The sequence below is a fragment of the Aromatoleum evansii genome, assembly GCF_012910805.1.
GTDB classification, from domain to species: domain Bacteria; phylum Pseudomonadota; class Gammaproteobacteria; order Burkholderiales; family Rhodocyclaceae; genus Aromatoleum; species Aromatoleum evansii.
The window spans coordinates 75,302-91,480 of sequence record NZ_WTVK01000002.1; the positions used below are offsets into that span (position 1 = coordinate 75,302).

13 protein-coding genes are annotated in these 16,179 nt (G+C 68.3%); 7 read left to right on the top strand and 6 right to left on the bottom strand.

Features of this window, described 5'->3' with window-relative positions; genetic code table 11:
- Window positions 1-18 precede the first annotated feature (18 nt).
- The 4 genes from GO615_RS01460 to GO615_RS01475 all read right to left on the bottom strand — a co-directional run bounded on the left by GO615_RS01460 (window position 19) and on the right by GO615_RS01475 (window position 6,513).
- Window positions 19-498, bottom strand: coding sequence for a ProQ/FINO family protein (locus GO615_RS01460; RefSeq protein WP_169125267.1), 480 nt, complete (start codon window positions 496-498; stop codon window positions 19-21).
- Window positions 499-844: 346 nt separating this feature from the next.
- Window positions 845-3,652, bottom strand: coding sequence for a formate dehydrogenase subunit alpha (fdhF, locus tag GO615_RS01465; RefSeq protein ID WP_169125268.1), 2,808 nt, complete (start codon window positions 3,650-3,652; stop codon window positions 845-847).
- Window positions 3,649-5,436: an NADH-ubiquinone oxidoreductase-F iron-sulfur binding region domain-containing protein gene (locus GO615_RS01470; protein WP_339380054.1), complete on the bottom strand. Its 1,788-nt coding sequence runs from the start codon at window positions 5,434-5,436 to the stop codon at window positions 3,649-3,651. The genes fdhF and GO615_RS01470 overlap by 4 nt, the downstream gene beginning before the upstream one ends.
- A gap of 177 nt (window positions 5,437-5,613) precedes the next feature.
- Window positions 5,614-6,513, bottom strand: a complete 900-nt coding sequence (locus GO615_RS01475) for a LysR substrate-binding domain-containing protein (RefSeq protein WP_169125269.1) — start codon at window positions 6,511-6,513, stop codon at window positions 5,614-5,616.
- A gap of 228 nt (window positions 6,514-6,741) precedes the next feature.
- Between GO615_RS01475 and GO615_RS01480 the strand changes: the two genes are divergently transcribed.
- On the top strand, window positions 6,742-7,644 hold the full coding sequence (locus tag GO615_RS01480; RefSeq protein ID WP_169125270.1) for a LysR family transcriptional regulator: 903 nt from the start codon (window positions 6,742-6,744) through the stop codon (window positions 7,642-7,644).
- A gap of 9 nt (window positions 7,645-7,653) precedes the next feature.
- Here GO615_RS01480 and GO615_RS01485 read toward each other — a convergent pair whose 3' ends face one another.
- Both GO615_RS01485 and GO615_RS01490 read right to left on the bottom strand, forming a co-directional pair.
- Window positions 7,654-10,257, bottom strand: coding sequence for an MtrB/PioB family decaheme-associated outer membrane protein (locus GO615_RS01485; RefSeq protein WP_169125271.1), 2,604 nt, complete (start codon window positions 10,255-10,257; stop codon window positions 7,654-7,656).
- An 18-nt stretch (window positions 10,258-10,275) separates the two neighbouring features.
- Window positions 10,276-11,241: a DmsE family decaheme c-type cytochrome gene (locus GO615_RS01490; RefSeq protein ID WP_339380055.1), complete on the bottom strand. Its 966-nt coding sequence runs from the start codon at window positions 11,239-11,241 to the stop codon at window positions 10,276-10,278.
- A gap of 403 nt (window positions 11,242-11,644) precedes the next feature.
- On the opposite strand from GO615_RS01490, the gene gpmI reads away from it, so the two are divergent.
- From gpmI to GO615_RS01520, 6 genes are all read left to right on the top strand, one after another.
- Window positions 11,645-13,288, top strand: a complete 1,644-nt coding sequence (gene gpmI, locus GO615_RS01495) for a 2,3-bisphosphoglycerate-independent phosphoglycerate mutase (protein WP_169125273.1) — start codon at window positions 11,645-11,647, stop codon at window positions 13,286-13,288.
- A 100-nt stretch (window positions 13,289-13,388) separates the two neighbouring features.
- On the top strand, window positions 13,389-13,652 hold the full coding sequence (locus tag GO615_RS01500) for a KTSC domain-containing protein (RefSeq protein ID WP_169125274.1): 264 nt from the start codon (window positions 13,389-13,391) through the stop codon (window positions 13,650-13,652).
- A gap of 56 nt (window positions 13,653-13,708) precedes the next feature.
- Window positions 13,709-14,071 carry a cupin domain-containing protein gene (locus GO615_RS01505; protein WP_169125275.1) on the top strand — a complete coding sequence of 121 codons (363 nt, stop codon included), beginning with the start codon at window positions 13,709-13,711 and terminating at the stop codon, window positions 14,069-14,071.
- A gap of 169 nt (window positions 14,072-14,240) precedes the next feature.
- Entirely contained in the window at window positions 14,241-14,912 is a 672-nt protein-coding gene (locus GO615_RS01510; protein WP_169125276.1) for a transglutaminase-like domain-containing protein, read from the top strand.
- A gap of 33 nt (window positions 14,913-14,945) precedes the next feature.
- Window positions 14,946-15,584, top strand: a complete 639-nt coding sequence (gene tmpT, locus GO615_RS01515; RefSeq protein WP_169125277.1) for a thiopurine S-methyltransferase — start codon at window positions 14,946-14,948, stop codon at window positions 15,582-15,584.
- Window positions 15,563-16,159, top strand: coding sequence for a lipocalin family protein (locus GO615_RS01520; protein ID WP_339380056.1), 597 nt, complete (start codon window positions 15,563-15,565; stop codon window positions 16,157-16,159). The genes tmpT and GO615_RS01520 overlap by 22 nt, the downstream gene beginning before the upstream one ends.
- Window positions 16,160-16,179: the final 20 nt, after the last annotated feature.

Genomic DNA, 16,179 nt, shown 5'->3' on the forward strand with positions numbered 1-16,179 from the left:
CCGGACAGCGAGCGCTGCTCAGCGCTTGGCGAACTTGCCGACGAGTTGGGCGAGCTTCTCGCCCTTGCGCCGCTCGGCTTCCTCGGCACGCTGGCGCTCGCGTTCGGCTTCTGCCGCGGCCTTCTTCCGCTTGGCGACATCGGCAAAGCGCTCCTTGAGCGTCTGCGCGGCGTGCTGGCGCTGTTCCTCGGTGACTTCGCCGGCTTCCTTGCCGTCGAGGTCGAAGCGCGCGGACGCTTTCTCTACGGCCTTGAGGTAGCGGGTGGTCGCGGTGTGCATGCGCATCGCGCTGCGGATGACCTTGCGGTCGACGTCGGGGAAGCGCTCGGCGATGGCCTTGTCGATGCGCAGCGCGAGCGGTTTGACTTCGCCGAAGGTGGGCGAGATTTCCTGAAGCTTCTGCAGCAGGCCGCGGGCGTCGAGGCCGGCGGGCTTTGCTTCCTTGGCCTCGGCTTGGGGCTGCGGGCTGAGGGCTTCGGGAGTCGTTTCGGTATTCATTGCGGGAAGGCGCTGGGACTGCTGAGGAAAAGCGGCATCATCGCATGAAAATGGTCGTTGAGGCCGTATCGAAAGCGGGATTCGGGCAGTCCGGCGATGGCGGCGTCAGGGCGGACACACACGGCGCTTGTCCCGGCGCATTCGTCCAGCGGGCAGACGCTCGCGGCCTTCGGCTTCCCGGAGCGGACGCGGTCGCGGGGGCGGCGACGCAAACTCGGGCGCTGCGCGCCCTCAGACATGCGTCGCCTTGTTTCCCCCGCAACCGCGCCCGCTCCGGCTCTCACGACAGCCCGCCGTCCGAACGCACCGGCGCGCCGCGTGCGCCCGCCCTGACGGGTGAGCGGGGTCAGGTCTCGACGGTTTCCTTCGCGGTGATCCTGGCAGCGCAGTACTTGAACTCGGGAATCTTGCCGAATGGGTCCAGCGCGGGCTGCGTGAGCAGGTTCGCGGCGGCTTCGACATAACAGAAGGGCATGAAGATGGAACCCTTCTGCATGCCGCGGTCGGCGCGCGCCTCCAGCGTGATCGCGCCGCGCCGGGTTTCGAGGCTTATCGTCGCGCCGGAATCGACACCAAGCGCGGCGAGGTCGTCGGGGTGCACGGTGCACCACGGCTGCGGTTCGAGTGCGTCGAGGACGTTGGCGCGGCGGGTCATGGAGCCGGTGTGCCAGTGTTCGAGCACGCGGCCGGTCGTGAGCACCATCGGGTAGTCGGCGTCGGGCAGTTCCGCCGCGGGGAGCGGCGTGACGGCGACGAAGCGCGCGCGGCCGTTCGCGGTCGGGAAGTCCTGCTCGAACAGCACCGGATAGGACGGACCGTCCTCGGTGAACTTCGGCGCGATGACGGCGCTCTCCGCTTCGAGCTGCGCCCAGGTAATGCCGGCGTAGGCGGGCAGCGCCTGGCGCAGTTCGTCGAAGATGTCGGCGGGTCCGGCGTAGTTCCACGGGAGACCGAGGCGCTGCGCGATCTGCTGGATGATCCACCAGTCGGGCCGCGCGTCGCCGGGCAGCGGCAGCACGGGTTGCGAGAGCTGCACGAGGCGGTCGGTGTTGGTGAAGCTGCCGGTTTTCTCCATCAGGCTGGAGGCGGGCAGGATCACGTCGGCGAGCATCGCCGTCTCGGTGAGGAAGAGGTCCTGCACGACGAGGTGATCGAGCCCGCCGAGGGCGGCGCGGGCGTGAGCGAGGTCGGGGTCGGACATCGCGGGGTTCTCGCCTTCGATGTACATGCCGCGGATCTCGCCGGCGAGCGCGGCATCCATGATCTCGACGACCGTGAGGCCCGGCTTGTCCGGGAGCGGCGTCTCCCACAACGTCTCGAATTTCGCGCGGATCGCGGGATCGGCGACGCGTTGGTAGTCGGGGAACATCATCGGGATCAGGCCGGCGTCGGACGCCCCCTGCACGTTGTTCTGGCCGCGCAACGGGTGCAGGCCCGTGCCGCGGCGGCCGATCTGGCCGGTCATCAGCGCGAGCGCGATGAGGCAGCGCGAGTTGTCGGTGCCGTGGGTGTGCTGCGACACGCCCATGCCCCAGAAGATGATGCTGTTGGGGCCCTTCGCGTACAGGCGGGCGACTTCGCGCGCGGTCTGCGCGGGGATGCCGGTGATCGACTCGACGCGCTCGGGCGAGAATTGCAGCGCGGCGGCGCGGAAGGCGTCGAAGCCTTCGGTGCGCGCGGCGATGAAGGCCTCGTCGGTGAGCCCTTCCTCGATGATCACGCAGGCGAGCGACAGCAGCAGCGTGACGTCGGCGTCGGGGCGGAACTGCAGGAAGCGGTGGGCGTGGCGGGCGAGCGGGGTTTCGCGTGGATCCATCAGCACGAGCTTCGAACCGCGCTCCACCGCGTTCTTGATGAAGGACGCGGCGACCGGGTGGTTCGCGGCCGGGTTGGCGCCGATCACGACAATCACGTCGGCGAACTCGACGTCGCGCACCGGGTTCGACACCGCGCCGGAGCCGATGCCTTCCAGGAGTGCGGCGACCGAGGACGCGTGGCACAGGCGCGTGCAGTGGTCGACGTTGTGCGTGCCGAAGCCCGCGCGCACGAGCTTCTGGAAGAGGTAGGCCTCCTCGTTGCTGCCTTTCGCGGAGCCGAAGCCGGCAAGCGCGTGCGGGCCGTGCTGGGCCTTGATGCGCGCGAGGCCGGCAGCGGCGAAGTCGAGCGCTTCCTCCCAGCTCGCTTCGCGGAAGGCCGCGAGCGGGTTGGCCGGGTCGAGGTCGACGGCCTTCGGGATGCCGGGCTTGCGGATCAACGGTTTCGTGAGGCGCTGCGAATGGCGCGGGTAGCCGAAGCCGTAGCGGCCTTTGACGCACAGGCGGCCTGCATTCGCCGGGCCGTCGCGGCCGACGACGTGGACGATCTTCGCCTGCTCGCCTTCCCCGGCGACGTGGTAGGTGGTCTGGCAGCCGACCCCGCAGTACGGGCACAGCGAGTCGATGGCCTTCGTCTCGGTGACCGCTGCGGGCGTGGTGATGGGTTCCGCGAAGGCGCCGAGCACCACGGCGGGTTCGGGCGCGGCGGTCGCGAGCGCCGCGGGCAGCAGCGCGCCGGTCGGACAGGCCTGCACGCATTCGCCGCAGCCGACACAGGTGGAGGTGCCCATCGGATCGCCGAAGTCGAACACGATGGCGGTGTCGGCGCCGCGGCGCGCGAGACCGATGACGTCGTTCACCTGTTCCTCGCGGCAGGCGCGCAGGCAGCGCGTGCATTGGATGCAGGCGGCGAGGTTCACGGCGATGCCGGGATGGCTGCGGTCGGGCGCCGGCTGTTCACGCGGCGCGAAGCGGGACTCCTTCACGCCCAGCTCGTCGCACCAGTGCGCGAGCTCGGAGCCGGTCTTCTCGGCTTCGGCCGGGACGTCGGCACGCAGCAGTTCCAGCACCATGCGCTGCGAGGCGCGGGCGCGTTCGCTTTCGGCCTTGACCTTCATCCCGGGCTTGGGCGCGCGGCAGCACGAGGGCGCCAGCACGCGCTCGCCGTCGATCTCTACGACGCAGGCGCGGCAGTTGCCGTCCGCGCGCAGGCCGTCCGTGTAGCACAGGTGCGGGATCTCGACGCCGGCGCGGCTGGCCGCCTGCAGGATGGATTCGCCGGGAACGGCGTCGATCTCGCGGCCGTCCAGTTCGAAACGGATGATGTCGGCGGCGTTCATGCGCTTTGCTCCTGCTGCTGGGCGGCGACCTCGTGCGGAAAGAAGCGCAGCACGGATTGCATCGGGTTCGGCGCGGCCTGGCCGAGGCCGCAGATCGAGGCGTCCATCATGGTCTTTCCGAGTTCGGTGAGGAGCCCGGCGTTCCACTGCGGCGCCTTCATCAGCTCGGCCGCCTTGGCCGTGCCGACACGACAGGGGGTGCATTGGCCGCAGGATTCGTGGGCGAAGAATTCCATCGCGTTCTCAGCGAGCACGCGCGCCTGGTCGTGCTGCGAGAACACGACGATGGCCGCGGAGCCGATGAAGCAGCCGTGCGGCGCGAGGGTGTCGAAGTCGAGCGGGACGTCGGCGAGACTCGCCGGCAGGATCCCGCCCGAGGCGCCGCCGGGGAAATAGCCGTACAGCTCGTGGCCGGGGAGCATGCCGCCGCAGTGCTCATCGACGAGCTGGCGCAACGTGATGCCGGCGTCGGTGACGATCACGCCGGGCTTCGCGACGCGGCCGCTGACCGAGTAGCTGCGCAGGCCCTTGCGCCCGTTGCGGCCGAAGCCCGCGAACCAGTCGCCACCCTTCTCGACGATGTCGCGCACCCACCACAGCGTCTCGAGGTTGTGCTCCAGCGTCGGGCGGCCGAACAGGCCGACCTCGGCGACGTAGGGCGGGCGCAGACGCGGCATGCCGCGCTTGCCTTCGATCGACTCGATCATCGCCGACTCCTCGCCGCACACGTAGGCGCCGGCGCCACGGCGCAGTTCGATGGGCGGCAGCTCCGGCCACTCGGCGCGCACGCGATCCAGTTCCTCGGCGAGGAGCCGCCGCAGTGCGGGATATTCGTCGCGGATGTAGATCCAGATGCCGGCGATGCCGACGACGCGCGCGGCGATCAGCATGCCTTCGATGAAGCGGTGGGGATCGGTCGCGAGGTAGTGGCGGTCCTTGAAGGTGCCGGGTTCGCCTTCGTCGATATTCACCGCCATGTTGCGCGGCGCCGGCTGGGCGGCCACCGTGCGCCACTTGCGTGCGGCCGGAAAGCCGGCACCGCCGAGACCGCGCAGACCCGCGTGATCAAGCGCGGCAACGATGGATTCCGTGTCGCGTGCGCCGCTGCGCACCGCTTCCCACAGCGCGTAGCCGCCCGCGGCACGATAGGCGTCGAAGCGGATCGCGTCCGGCAGGGCCTCGTCGCGCCCGCCGCTCGTGACGACCGCGGCGACCTTGTCGGCGTCGGCCTGCAGCACCGGCTGCTGCCCGACGACCGCGACCGGCGCGGAATCGCAGCGGCCGACACAGGGCACGCGCTGCACGCGCACGTCGGCACCGAGGCGGCTCGCGAGCGAAGCCGCGAGTTCCGCGCCGCCCGCCATCGCACAGCCGAGCGAGTCGCACACGCGCACGGTGAGCGCCGGGGGGGCTTCCGCGCCGTTCGGGACGAAATCGAAGTGGTGGTAGAAGGTCGCGACTTCGAACACCTCGGCGCGCGCGAGCTTGAGGGCCTCGGCGAGCGCCGCGAGGTGGTCCGCGTGCAGCGCGCCGTGCGCGTCCTGCAGGCGGTGCAGGTATTCGATCAGACGGTCGGCGCGCGGCGTGATGCCGGCGTCGAGGTCGGCCGCGAGCGCCGCGGCGGCGGCAGCAAGCGCGGATTCGGGCAGCGGCTCGCGCCGGCGACCGCGCTCCCCGCTGCCCTTTCCGGCTTTTTCACCACGACCTCCTCCTGAACCTTTACCGGAACGTCCGCCCTGCCCTGCCTGATCCACGATGTTCGCCATGTCGTTCGCCGTATCCACCACTGCATATCCGCTCGAAGCGCAGAGGGGAGGAGCGCGGCGTATTCCGCCGTTCGATCGCCAAGTGGCGGGATACGCTGCGCCCCTCCCGCCCTGCGACGGGGAACCGGCCGCGGCCGGGTCGAGGGGAACAATAGTGCAGCGCCCAGGGCATGAAAAGCGGAATCTGTCGAAGGCCTATTCGCTTTTTCCGAACGACGCCGGGAGCGTGCGCGCCGCCACGAGCACAGCCTCGACGAGCGGCGAGCTCGGTTCCCGTCGCAGCGTGACGAGTCCCGTTTCCCACGCGACCGCAGGTTTCACGAGGGGCCGGGCGGACATTCCCGAGGGATCGCCGACCAGCCCGAGCACGCTGCGCGGCAGGATCGTCGCCCAGCGTCCGGTGCGCACGTGCGCGAGCAGGCTGAGGATGGAGTTCGTCTCCAGCCCGACGTGCGGCGTGCATTCGAGGGACTCGAACACGCGGTCTATGGTCTGGCGGTTCTGCATGTCGCGCGACAGCAGGCACAGCGGCTGGCGGGCGGCGGCTTCCCATGTGATCGCCTCGTCGCGCGATGCCGCACCGGACGTCGTCAGGAACACGAGCTGTTCGCGCCACAACGGGCAATACTTCAGGTCGGGTGCGTCCGCCGAATGGGCGTACACGATGCCCGCTTCCAGTTCGAAATTGCGCAGCGCGTTGAGGATCGTCTGCGTGCTCGCCGAGCCCACTTCGATCGCGACGGCCGGGTGCGCATCGGCGAACGCGCCGGTCAGCGACGCGACCACCGGCAAGGCGGTCGGGATCACGCCGAGGCGCAAAGGTCCACGCAGTCCGTCGCGCAGCATCCCGAGCTCGTGGCGCAGGTCGTCCGCCCCCGCCGCGATGCGCTTCGCGTGCGCGACGACGCATTCGCCTTCGGCCGTCAGCCCCGCGAAGCGCTGCCCGCGCACCACCAGCGCGACGCCCAGTTCGTCCTCCAGGTCGCGGATCGCCGCCGACAGCGTGGACGGCGACACGTGACAGCTCTCGGCGGCCTTGCCGAAATGCCGCTCGCGCGCGAGGGCCAGGAGGTAGAGGTATTTGCGGGCGATCACGAGGGACGTGGAATGGCGGCGCGAGGCCGGATTCGTCGCACTCTACCCGCGCCGGCGCGGCAATGACAATGCGGGCGCCCCCCACCCCGGATTTGCGACGTTTCGCGCAACACTGATGCCACCTGTGAGAAACGTCACACCGCGGTGCCGTTTGTAGAATTGCGCCCCGTCTGGCATTGGCCGGCCATCACCCTCCGATGAGGGCGCCGGCAAGGAAAAAGGTCCGAAATGGATAAACTCGTGGCGATGAGCGTGTTCCGCTGCGTCGTGGACTGCGGCTCGTTTGCGCGGGCGTCGGCCAAGCTGGGCATTTCGACGACGTCGGCCTCGCGTCACGTCAATGACCTGGAGCAGGCCATCGGGGTCAAGCTGCTGCATCGCAGTCCGCGCCAGATCAGCCTGACCGAAGGGGGATGCCACTACTACCGGCGATGCTGCCAGCACCTCGACGACATCGCCGCGACCGAATTGAGCCTGTCGAGCGAGGCGATGGTCATGGCGGGGCCGCTGCGGCTCACCGCACCATGCTCCTTCACGCATGCCTTCCTCGGCCATCATCTGGCGCGTTTCGTCGAGAGCTACCCGATGATCCAGACGGAGGTGCTGTTCTCGGACCGCCTGGTGGACCTCGCCGAGGACGCCGTGGACGTGGCCCTGCGCATCACCCGCGTGGTGCCGGACATGTACGTCGCACGCCCGCTGGCAGTGATCCGGACCGTGCTTTGCGCGAGCCCTGCCTACCTCCAGCGGCAGGGCACTCCGGCCACCCACGAGGATCTCCGCCAGCACAACTGCATCGGCTACACCAACCGCACAGTCGGAAACATCTGGGTGCTGCGGCGCGACGGACAGGAATACACGATTCCGACCTCCGGCAATTTCCGCTCGAACAGCGGCGACATGAACCGCACGGCCGCACTCGCCGGACACGGCATCGTCTGCGAGCCGCTGTTCATCGTCGGGCAGGACCTCGCCGAAGGGCGCCTGCAGCGCGTGCTGCCCGATTACGAGACGATTCCGACACAGTTGCAGGCGATCTACCTCCCCATCAACCGGGGCTGCCCCCGCGTCCGCGCGCTGGTGGATTTCGTCGCGGACGCGCTGCAGGCGGCCGGCCCCTTGTGGCAATGAGCGGCCGACTCAGAGGCTGTACTGCCAGAACACGCCGAACACGTTGACGTTGTAGTCCTCCGGCGTCGCGCCCAGATAGAGCTTCTGCCCGATCAGGGGGCTGCCGTCGAGGCCGGTGTAGTGCCAGTCGGCGACGTTGCGCTTTTCCCAGCGATGGAAGAAACGCAGCGCGCTGTGCTTGTCCAGCGGCCGCAGCACGCTGGTCTCGAGCACCTGCTGGCGATAGCGCATGTCGGCGAACTCGGTGCCGGCCATCGCCGCGGACTGCGTCTCGTTGGTGCCGCTGCCGACCGTCGCCGCTTCCGCCGTGACATAGTCGTAGCTCTGCCGGCTCACCGACCACATGTAGCTGTAGCGGCTTTCGACGCGTGCCCAGCCGAAGTCGTATGTGAAACCGAGGCCCAGCGCGTGGTTGAGATCGCGCATGCCGGCCGTCCACGCGTTCTCCAGCGGGTACATGGCGTCCACGCCTGCGTGCGAGCTCACCCGCGTGCCGGCGACCCCCTGGTTGATGTTGCCCTGCTTCTGCGTCGCCGCCTGCACCGAGTACCACGTGAAGAAGGAGCTGCCGGGCGCCGGGACGTAGGTCCACTCGAGGTTCAGCGAATCGAGGCGCTCCTCGCCGATGCGGCCGTAGTCCGAAGCACTGTAGTCGCTCAGCTTGTGCTGCATCGACAGCATCGCGTCCATGTCCTCGCGCAGCATGTAGTTCCAGCGCAGGTTGAGCACCTGCTGGCGACGGTCCGCGAGGTCGAACTTGCGCAGCTCCGCCAGCGTGTGGATCGGCGTCGGGCCGGTGTAGTCGTCCCGCGAGCTGGTGTAGAACTGCTCGTAGATGTCGTAGCGGTATTCGCTGCCGCGGCGGTCGGCGTACTCGTAGGACGCGCGCACGGTCGAACGATCGAACGCACGCGTGTTGAACGCGAACTTGAGGCGGTCCTCCACCGTATCCTTGACCTCGCGGTACGGCCGCTCGGTCTCCTCGCGCTCGAAAGTCGCGCCGAGCTGGCTCAGGCGCGTGAGCTGGTAGTCGGCGCCGAGGGTGCCGGTGAGCTTGGTATAGCTGGTCGGGATGCTGATGTAGTGGATGTTGTTGCTGCGCGCGGCGTTGTAGAAGCCGAAGTTCGCGCCGAACACGCCCGGCAGGCCGTAGTCGAGACCGGGATAGCCGATGATGCCGGTATTGGGGTCGATGGCGGCGTAGCGGGTGCGGTTGTCTTCGTCGTAGTAGCGCAACTTGGCGCGCACCGTCAGGTCCTGCAGCGGACTCAGGGACAGACCGAAGTCGGCTAGCCGGGTGTCGATGCGGGCGTCGGCGCGCTGGCGGCTCAGCACGCGCGTCGTGTCGTAGCCGTTGATCAGTGCCGCATAGCTCGCCGGCACGCCGAAGGCGTTCACGCCGTCGTTGATGGTCGGCGGCAACAGGCGCTCATCCTGGCTCATGCGTCCCGTCGACAGCACGGCGGTGAATTGGCCCTGCATCGGCAGCATGCGGGCGTAGTCGACTTTGACGTTGTACGCGTCGTTGTCGGGATTCAGTGCGAAACGCCCCGTTTCCCAGGTGCTGGCGTTGGCATTGACGGCACCGAAATTGATGGAGAACGGGTTCTCCCAGGTCAGCGACGCGTTGTCGTTGCGGAACAGTGAGGCCGCGACGGTCAGGTTCAGGCGATCCTTATCGCCGACGTAACGCAGCCCGCTCAGGAATTCATGCGTCGTGTAGTCGATCGGCTCGACGGTTTCGTTCACCGCCCCCAGCACGTTGAAGCCCACCGGGTTGCTCGCCGAGCGGCGGATGAAGTCGAAGATGAAGCCGCCGCCGAAAGGCCGCTCGCCCTCGCGCCGCTCGTTGGTATAGCTGAAGAAGCCGTTGAGCCGTTCGCCCATCGGCGCGTCGACACGCAGCCCGACCTTCTTGCGGTCGATGTTCAGCGTGGTTTCGCCGGCGTTGGCGACCGCCGCCTGCAACGCGGCGTAGCTCGCGGCATCGGCCTGCGTATGCGTGCCGGCGACGAGGCCGGCCGGCAGCGTGAGGCTTCCCGTCCCCACGCCGTTCCAGATCGGCCGCGCGTTGGTCGCGAACACATGCGGCGTCTGGCTGTAGAAGGCCGAGAACTTCACCCCGTTGTAGCGGCCCGCCTCGACGCGGAAGAACTGATCGTCGCGCCCCGGCGCGCTGCCCTGCACGTCGACATACAAGGCGTTGTCGGGCCGCTCGGCGCTCAGCTCGAACCCGGTGAGGAGTGCGCCGTTGCGCCAGTCGGCATATTCGCGGAACCCCGCTGCACGCGTGTCGACGCGGCCGCCAAGGTAACCCGCCTCGATGCTGCCGGACCAGGTCCAGCCGCTGTCGGTGGCATTCACCGCCGGCGTCAGCATCGGGTAGAGGTAGAGCTGACCGCTCGGCGTGTGCGACGGCCCCTTGCCGCCCATCACCAGCGAGAATCCCTGCGGGTCGGTGCCGCGCACGGCGTCGCCGCCGCCCGGCAGCAGGACGTTGCCCAGAACGGTATCGACCCCGACCGCCGAATCCGCATAGGCGCGCCCACTCCCCATCACTGCGAGCATCGCGACCAGGGGCAGAAGTGCAAATTTCGTTTGCCTGTTCTTCATTGTTTTCTCCCGTTCCCGTCAGCGGTGCATGCGCACGCCGCTCGGATGGTTCGAACCGTGGATCTGCGCGTGGCAGGTGGAGCAGCTGCGTGCGATGACGCGTTCGTCGGGCACGGCGCCGCCCGCGGTGTTGGCTTGCGTCAGCAGGTTGTTCTGGTGGGTGGTGTGCGTGTGGCACTGCTGGCACAGGAAGGGACGCGGCGTGGTGAGCAGCTTTTCCTGGTTCGAGCCGTGCGGGGTGTGGCAGTTGGCGCAGCTCTCGCGCACCGGCGCGTGCTCCCACAGGAAGGGACCGCGCTTTTCCTGATGGCAGCTGTAGCAGAGCTGGTTCAAGGTGTCGGCCTTGAGCAGCGGCTTGGTCTGCGATCCGTGCGGGTTGTGGCAGTCCGCGCACGACATCTTCCCTTCCGGCAGCGGCATGTGCGAGCGCTTGCGGAATTCCATGCGCTGCTGCTGATGGCAGCTGTAGCAGGTCTCGGAGATGCTGTTGGTCTTCTGCAGGCCGTCCGCGGAGAACTTCGCCATCGGGTTGTGGCAGTCGGTGCAGGCGAGCCCGTTGCTCTGGTGGGCGGAGGCGCGCCAGAAGATGCGCTGGTTGCCGTCGTGGCACTGCAGGCACACCGCGTTGATCTGCACCGGGCCGTTGTTGCCGGCGTCGCCCCGCTCGCCGCGGATCTCGCCCGGCTTCGACGCCTCGCGCGTGAAGCTGACGATCAGCGACTTGTCGGCGTAGTTCTCGTTCGCATGCCGCGAGCCCGGTCCGTGGCAGGCCTCGCAGCCCTTGCGTTCGAGATCGTTGCGCGGATTGAGCCGGAAGGCCTTGGCATGCGTCGTGTGCGAGTAGTTGTCGTTTTCGTTCTTGTGACAGGCGAGGCAACGCTCCTCGCCGATGTATTCGGCACCGGCTGCAAAACCGATCGCTCCGGTGTCCGCCGCCCCGGCGGTACCCGCCGCAAGCATCAGCGGCGCGATGCCAACCAGCACGCATGTCAGCGCCCGGGCAACCCCCGCCCGGACTCTCCCTCGAATGTTCATTGCCTTTCCCCTTTACATGGCGCCTTGGCGCAAGGCGCACCCGCATCTCATAACCATGAGCACGGCGCGGATTTTGTTTCAGCGCGGCGAGGGGAAAAACGCGGCGGCGCGGAGGGGTACCCCACGGATTCCGGGATCAAGGCGACGCCCGGATCGCTGACGCCCGTCGGAAACGAGGACGACCGGGAGACAACGCCTACCTCGGTTGCGCCGGGATATTCCCTCTTGACGCGGCAGTGCGCCGTGGATCAGTGGCTCCGGCACGGGCCGCGCGAAATGGCTGCTTGTCCGGTGAAGCCGGCAGCTTGCAGTAAAATGGCAGGCTTCCGACCCCAACGCAGGACTTCCCAGAATGCTGCAAAAGCTCCCGTCCTTCCCCGGCATCCCCGGCCCGGTCGTCGTCATCGTCATGGATGGCTACGGCGTTCCCAAGAACGACGTGGGCAGCGCGATCGCCGCGGCGAAGAAGCCGACCCTCGACGCGCTGTTCGCGCGCTACCCGCACGTGCTGCTGCGCGCGCACGGCACGGCGGTCGGCATGCCCTCGGACGAGGACATGGGCAACTCGGAAGTCGGCCACAACGCGATCGGCGCGGGCCAGGTGTATTCCCAGGGCGCGGCGCTGGTGGCCGGCGCGATCGCCTCGGGCGCGATCTGGCAGGGCGAAGCGTGGCAGCAGATCGTCGCCGGCGCGAAGGCCGGGCGTGGCGTGCTGCATTTCATCGGGCTCTTCTCCGACGGCAACGTGCATAGCCACATCGACCACCTCAAGGCGATGGTGCTGCGCGCGCGCGACGAAGGCTTCAAGGCCGTGCGCATCCACGCGCTGCTCGACGGCCGCGACGTGCCCGAGACCAGCGCGCTCGAATACGTCGAACCCTTCGAAGCCTTCCTCACCGAGCTGCAGGCCGGCGGCTTCGATGCGCAGATCGCCTCCGGCGGCGGGCGCATGACGATCACCATGGACCGCTACGACGCCAACTGGAAGATGGTCGAACAGGGCTGGCACACGCACGTGCTGGGCCGTGGCGCGCAGTTCGCGAGCGCGTCGCAGGCCGTGCGCGCGCTGCGCGAGCAGCACCCCGGCACGATCGACCAGGACCTCCCCGCCTTCGTCATCGCCAGGGACGGCCAGCCGGTCGGCACCATCGAGGACGGCGACGCGGTCGTGTTCTACAACTTCCGTGGCGACCGCGCGATCGAAATCACGCGTGCCTTCGAAGAAGCTGGCGAGTTCGACAAGTTCGACCGCGTGCGCGTGCCCAAGGTCACCTACGCCGGCATGCTGCAGTACGACGGCGACCTGAAGCTGCCCAAGCGCTTCCTCGTCGATCCGCCGGCGATCCGCGACACGATGAGCGAGTGGCTGGCCAAGAGCGGCGTCGCGCAGTTCGCCTGCTCCGAGACGCAGAAGTTCGGCCACGTCACCTACTTCTGGAACGGCAACCGCTCGAACAAGTTCGACGGCGAGACCTGGCAGGAGGTGCCGAGCGACGTGGTGCCCTTCGAGCAGCGCCCGTGGATGAAGGCTGCCGAGATCACGGACGCGATGATCGCCGCGCTCCGCTCCGGTCAATACAAATTCCTGCGCTGCAACTACGCCAACGGCGACATGGTCGGCCACTCGGGCCACTTCCGCGCCGCGACGATGTCGATCGAGGCGGTCGACCTGGCGCTGTCGCGCCTGCTGCCGGCCATCGACGCGGCCGGCGGCGTGGCGCTGATCACCGCCGACCACGGCAACGCCGACGAGATGTTCGAGCTCGACAAGAAGACCAAGCAACCGGCGCAGAACCCGGACGGCTCGTTCAAGGCCAAGACGGCGCATACGCTCAACCCGGTGCCGCTGATCCTCTACGACAACGTCAGCGGCGGCAGGCTAGGGCTGAAGGCCGTCGAGGGCGCGGGCCTGTCGAACATCGCGGCGACGGTGGCGAACCTGATGGGCTTCGAGAAACACGACGCCTGGGACGGGAGCCTGCTCGACGTGCGCTGAGGCGCGGCTCGTTGCGAGGAGGAACGGCCGTGCGACGTCCCTCCTCGCCTCCCCCCGCCTGCGGCAAAATGAGCGCTCGTGGATGTTTGTGGAGCCTGCGATGGAAATGAAACGCATCAGCGCGGGCAAGCTGCGCGCGATCGGATACGAGCCGCGCGAGCGGCGCCTGCGCGTCGAACTCGACAACGGACAGTTGATCGACTACACCGGGGTCGGCGAGGAAGTCTGGCGGCGGCTGTCGAACTCGGGCGCCGCGTGGAGCTACTACCGCGACAACATCGAAGAGGAATACACCGGCAAGGCCGTCTCTGCCGGGGACGGCGTCAAGCGCGCGAACCCGCTCGACGAGCTTTTCCGGAAATAGGGACTGCGCCCGGTCGCCCCCTGCCCAAGCGCGTACGCACCACTGGATACTCGTTGATGAGCACACCCAAGTCCCTCACTGCCTTCACCGTCGCGACCACGCCGCCGGCCTATGACCGTCCGCGGCCCGAGCGCCTCGTCGCCGGCAATCCGCTGCGCACGACGTGGAACCACTACGAACACGCGGGCATGTCGGCCGGCACGTGGAGCTGCGAACCGGGCGCGTGGCGGATCGCCTTCGCGGACGGCAAGGATGAGTTCTTCCACGTGCTCGAAGGACGCATCCGCATCATCGACGATGCCGGCGTCGCGCGTGAATTCGGTCCCGGCGACGCGTGCGTGATCCCGGCCGGCTTCACCGGCCTGTTCGAGGTACTGGAACCGGTGCGCAAGCACTACGTGCTGATCGAGCGCGGCTGAGGCCCGGCCGCAAGCTGCTGCCGACTGCCTGCGCCGCCTGCCGGTGGGCGCACGGGGCCGGTCAGGTCGCGAGCCGGGGACATCCGGATCCCCGGGAACGCAAAAGCGCCAGTCCGTGTCATCATAAAATGAGTGGCCTTCAAACAATTACGCCGCAGGAGACAACTCGATGACCCAGGCTTACCTTTCGCCCACCGCACTGATCGACAGCGACCACCCGGACGTCCTCGACTTCACGAGCACGCACTGTCGCGGCAAGGACGTGCGCGAGCGCGCGGTATCGCTGTACTACGCGGTGCGCGACGGCTTCCGCTACGACCCCTACCGCATCGACCTGACGGAAACCGGCATGAAGGCGAGCAGCGTCCTCGCCACCGGGGCCGGCTGGTGCGTGCCGAAAGCCACGCTGCTGGCCGCCGCGTGCCGCGCCGCGGGCATTCCCGCGCGCCCCGGTTACGCCGACGTGCGCAACCACCTCAGCACCGAACGCATGCGCCAGACCTTCGGCTCGGACCTTTACCGCTGGCACGGCTATACCGAGATCCTGATCGACGGCGACTGGTACAAGGCCACGCCGGCCTTCAACCTCGCCCTGTGCGAGCGCTTCGGCCTGCTGCCGCTCGAATTCGACGGCCGCAGCGACTCGATCTACCATGCGTTCGACCGCAGCGGAAACCAGCACATGGAGTACGTGCACCAGCGCGGCTATTATTCCGACGTACCACTGTCGCAGATCTCCGCCGATTTCCGCACGCATTATCCTGTGTGGCTGGAACAGGCCGAGCAGATGCGGGCGGCGGACTTCCTCGCGGACGTGGAAAGGGAAAACCCGCCCGCCTAGCGCATCGCACTCGCAACTCGGGAGACATCAGCAATGGAGCCGGATTTCTGGCATTCGAAGTGGGAACGCAACGAGATCGGCTTCCACGGCAGCGACGCCAATCCCCTGCTCGTCGAACATTTCGGCGCCCTCGCACGCGGCCCGGGCAGCCGCATCTTCCTGCCCCTGTGCGGCAAGACGCTCGACATCCACTGGCTGCTCGCGCAAGGGTATCGCGTCGTCGGCGCGGAGCTGAGCCCGCTCGCGATCGCGCAGCTCTTCACCGAACTGGGCGTCGAGCCCACGGTGACACGCGTTGGCGCGCTCGATCACTATGCCGCCCCGGATATCGACGTCTACGTCGGCGATTTCTTCGACCTGAAGCGCGAGACGCTCGGCCCGGTCGATGCCGTCTACGACCGCGCCGCCCTCGTCGCCCTGCCGAATGCCATGCGCCACCGCTATGCCGCCCATCTGGCGGACATCACGCAGCGCGCGCCGCAGCTCCTCATCTGCTTCGAGTACGACCCGCGCAAGCACGAAGGCCCGCCGTTCTCGATCGACGCCGACGAAGTGCGCCTCCATTACGAAGGCCGCTACCACCTGACCCGGCTCGCGCACCTCGACGTGGAGGGTGGCCTGAAGGGAAAGACCCCGGCGAAGGAAAGCGTGTGGCTACTGAAGGCGGCCTGATGCGCCCGGCGATGCCCATGGCGTCCGCCCTCCCCGCCCTGCTTGCGGCGTTCGTGCTGGGCACGCATGTGCCGGCCGCCACGGCCGAGGCGCCCCAACCCGCGCTGACGAGCATTGAGGCGCTGGATGTCCCGCGCTACATGGGCACGTGGTACGAAATCGCCAAGTATCCGAACCGCTTCCAGCGTCACTGCGCGGGCTTCACGCAAGCCGAGTATCGGCTGCAGGAGGACGGACGGGTGCGCGTCGCCAACCGCTGCAGGACGGCCGACGGTGCGCTCGACGAGGCGATCGGCACCGCCCGCCAGATCGGCGAGGCGGATTCGCCGCGGCTCAAGGTGCGCTTCGCCCCCGCGTGGTTGTCCTTCATTCCCGCGGTGTGGGGCGACTACTGGGTGATCGACCTCGACCCGGACTACCGCCTCGCGGCGGTCAGCGAACCGCGACGCGAGTATCTGTGGATCCTGTCGCGCACGCCGGAGGTCGCGCCGGAAGCCCTGGAGGCGCTGCGCACCCGCCTCGCCGTGCGGGGCTTCGATCTGTCGCGGCTGGAGATGACGCGGCAGGCGGACTAAGTTCGCATCGCGAGCGACAT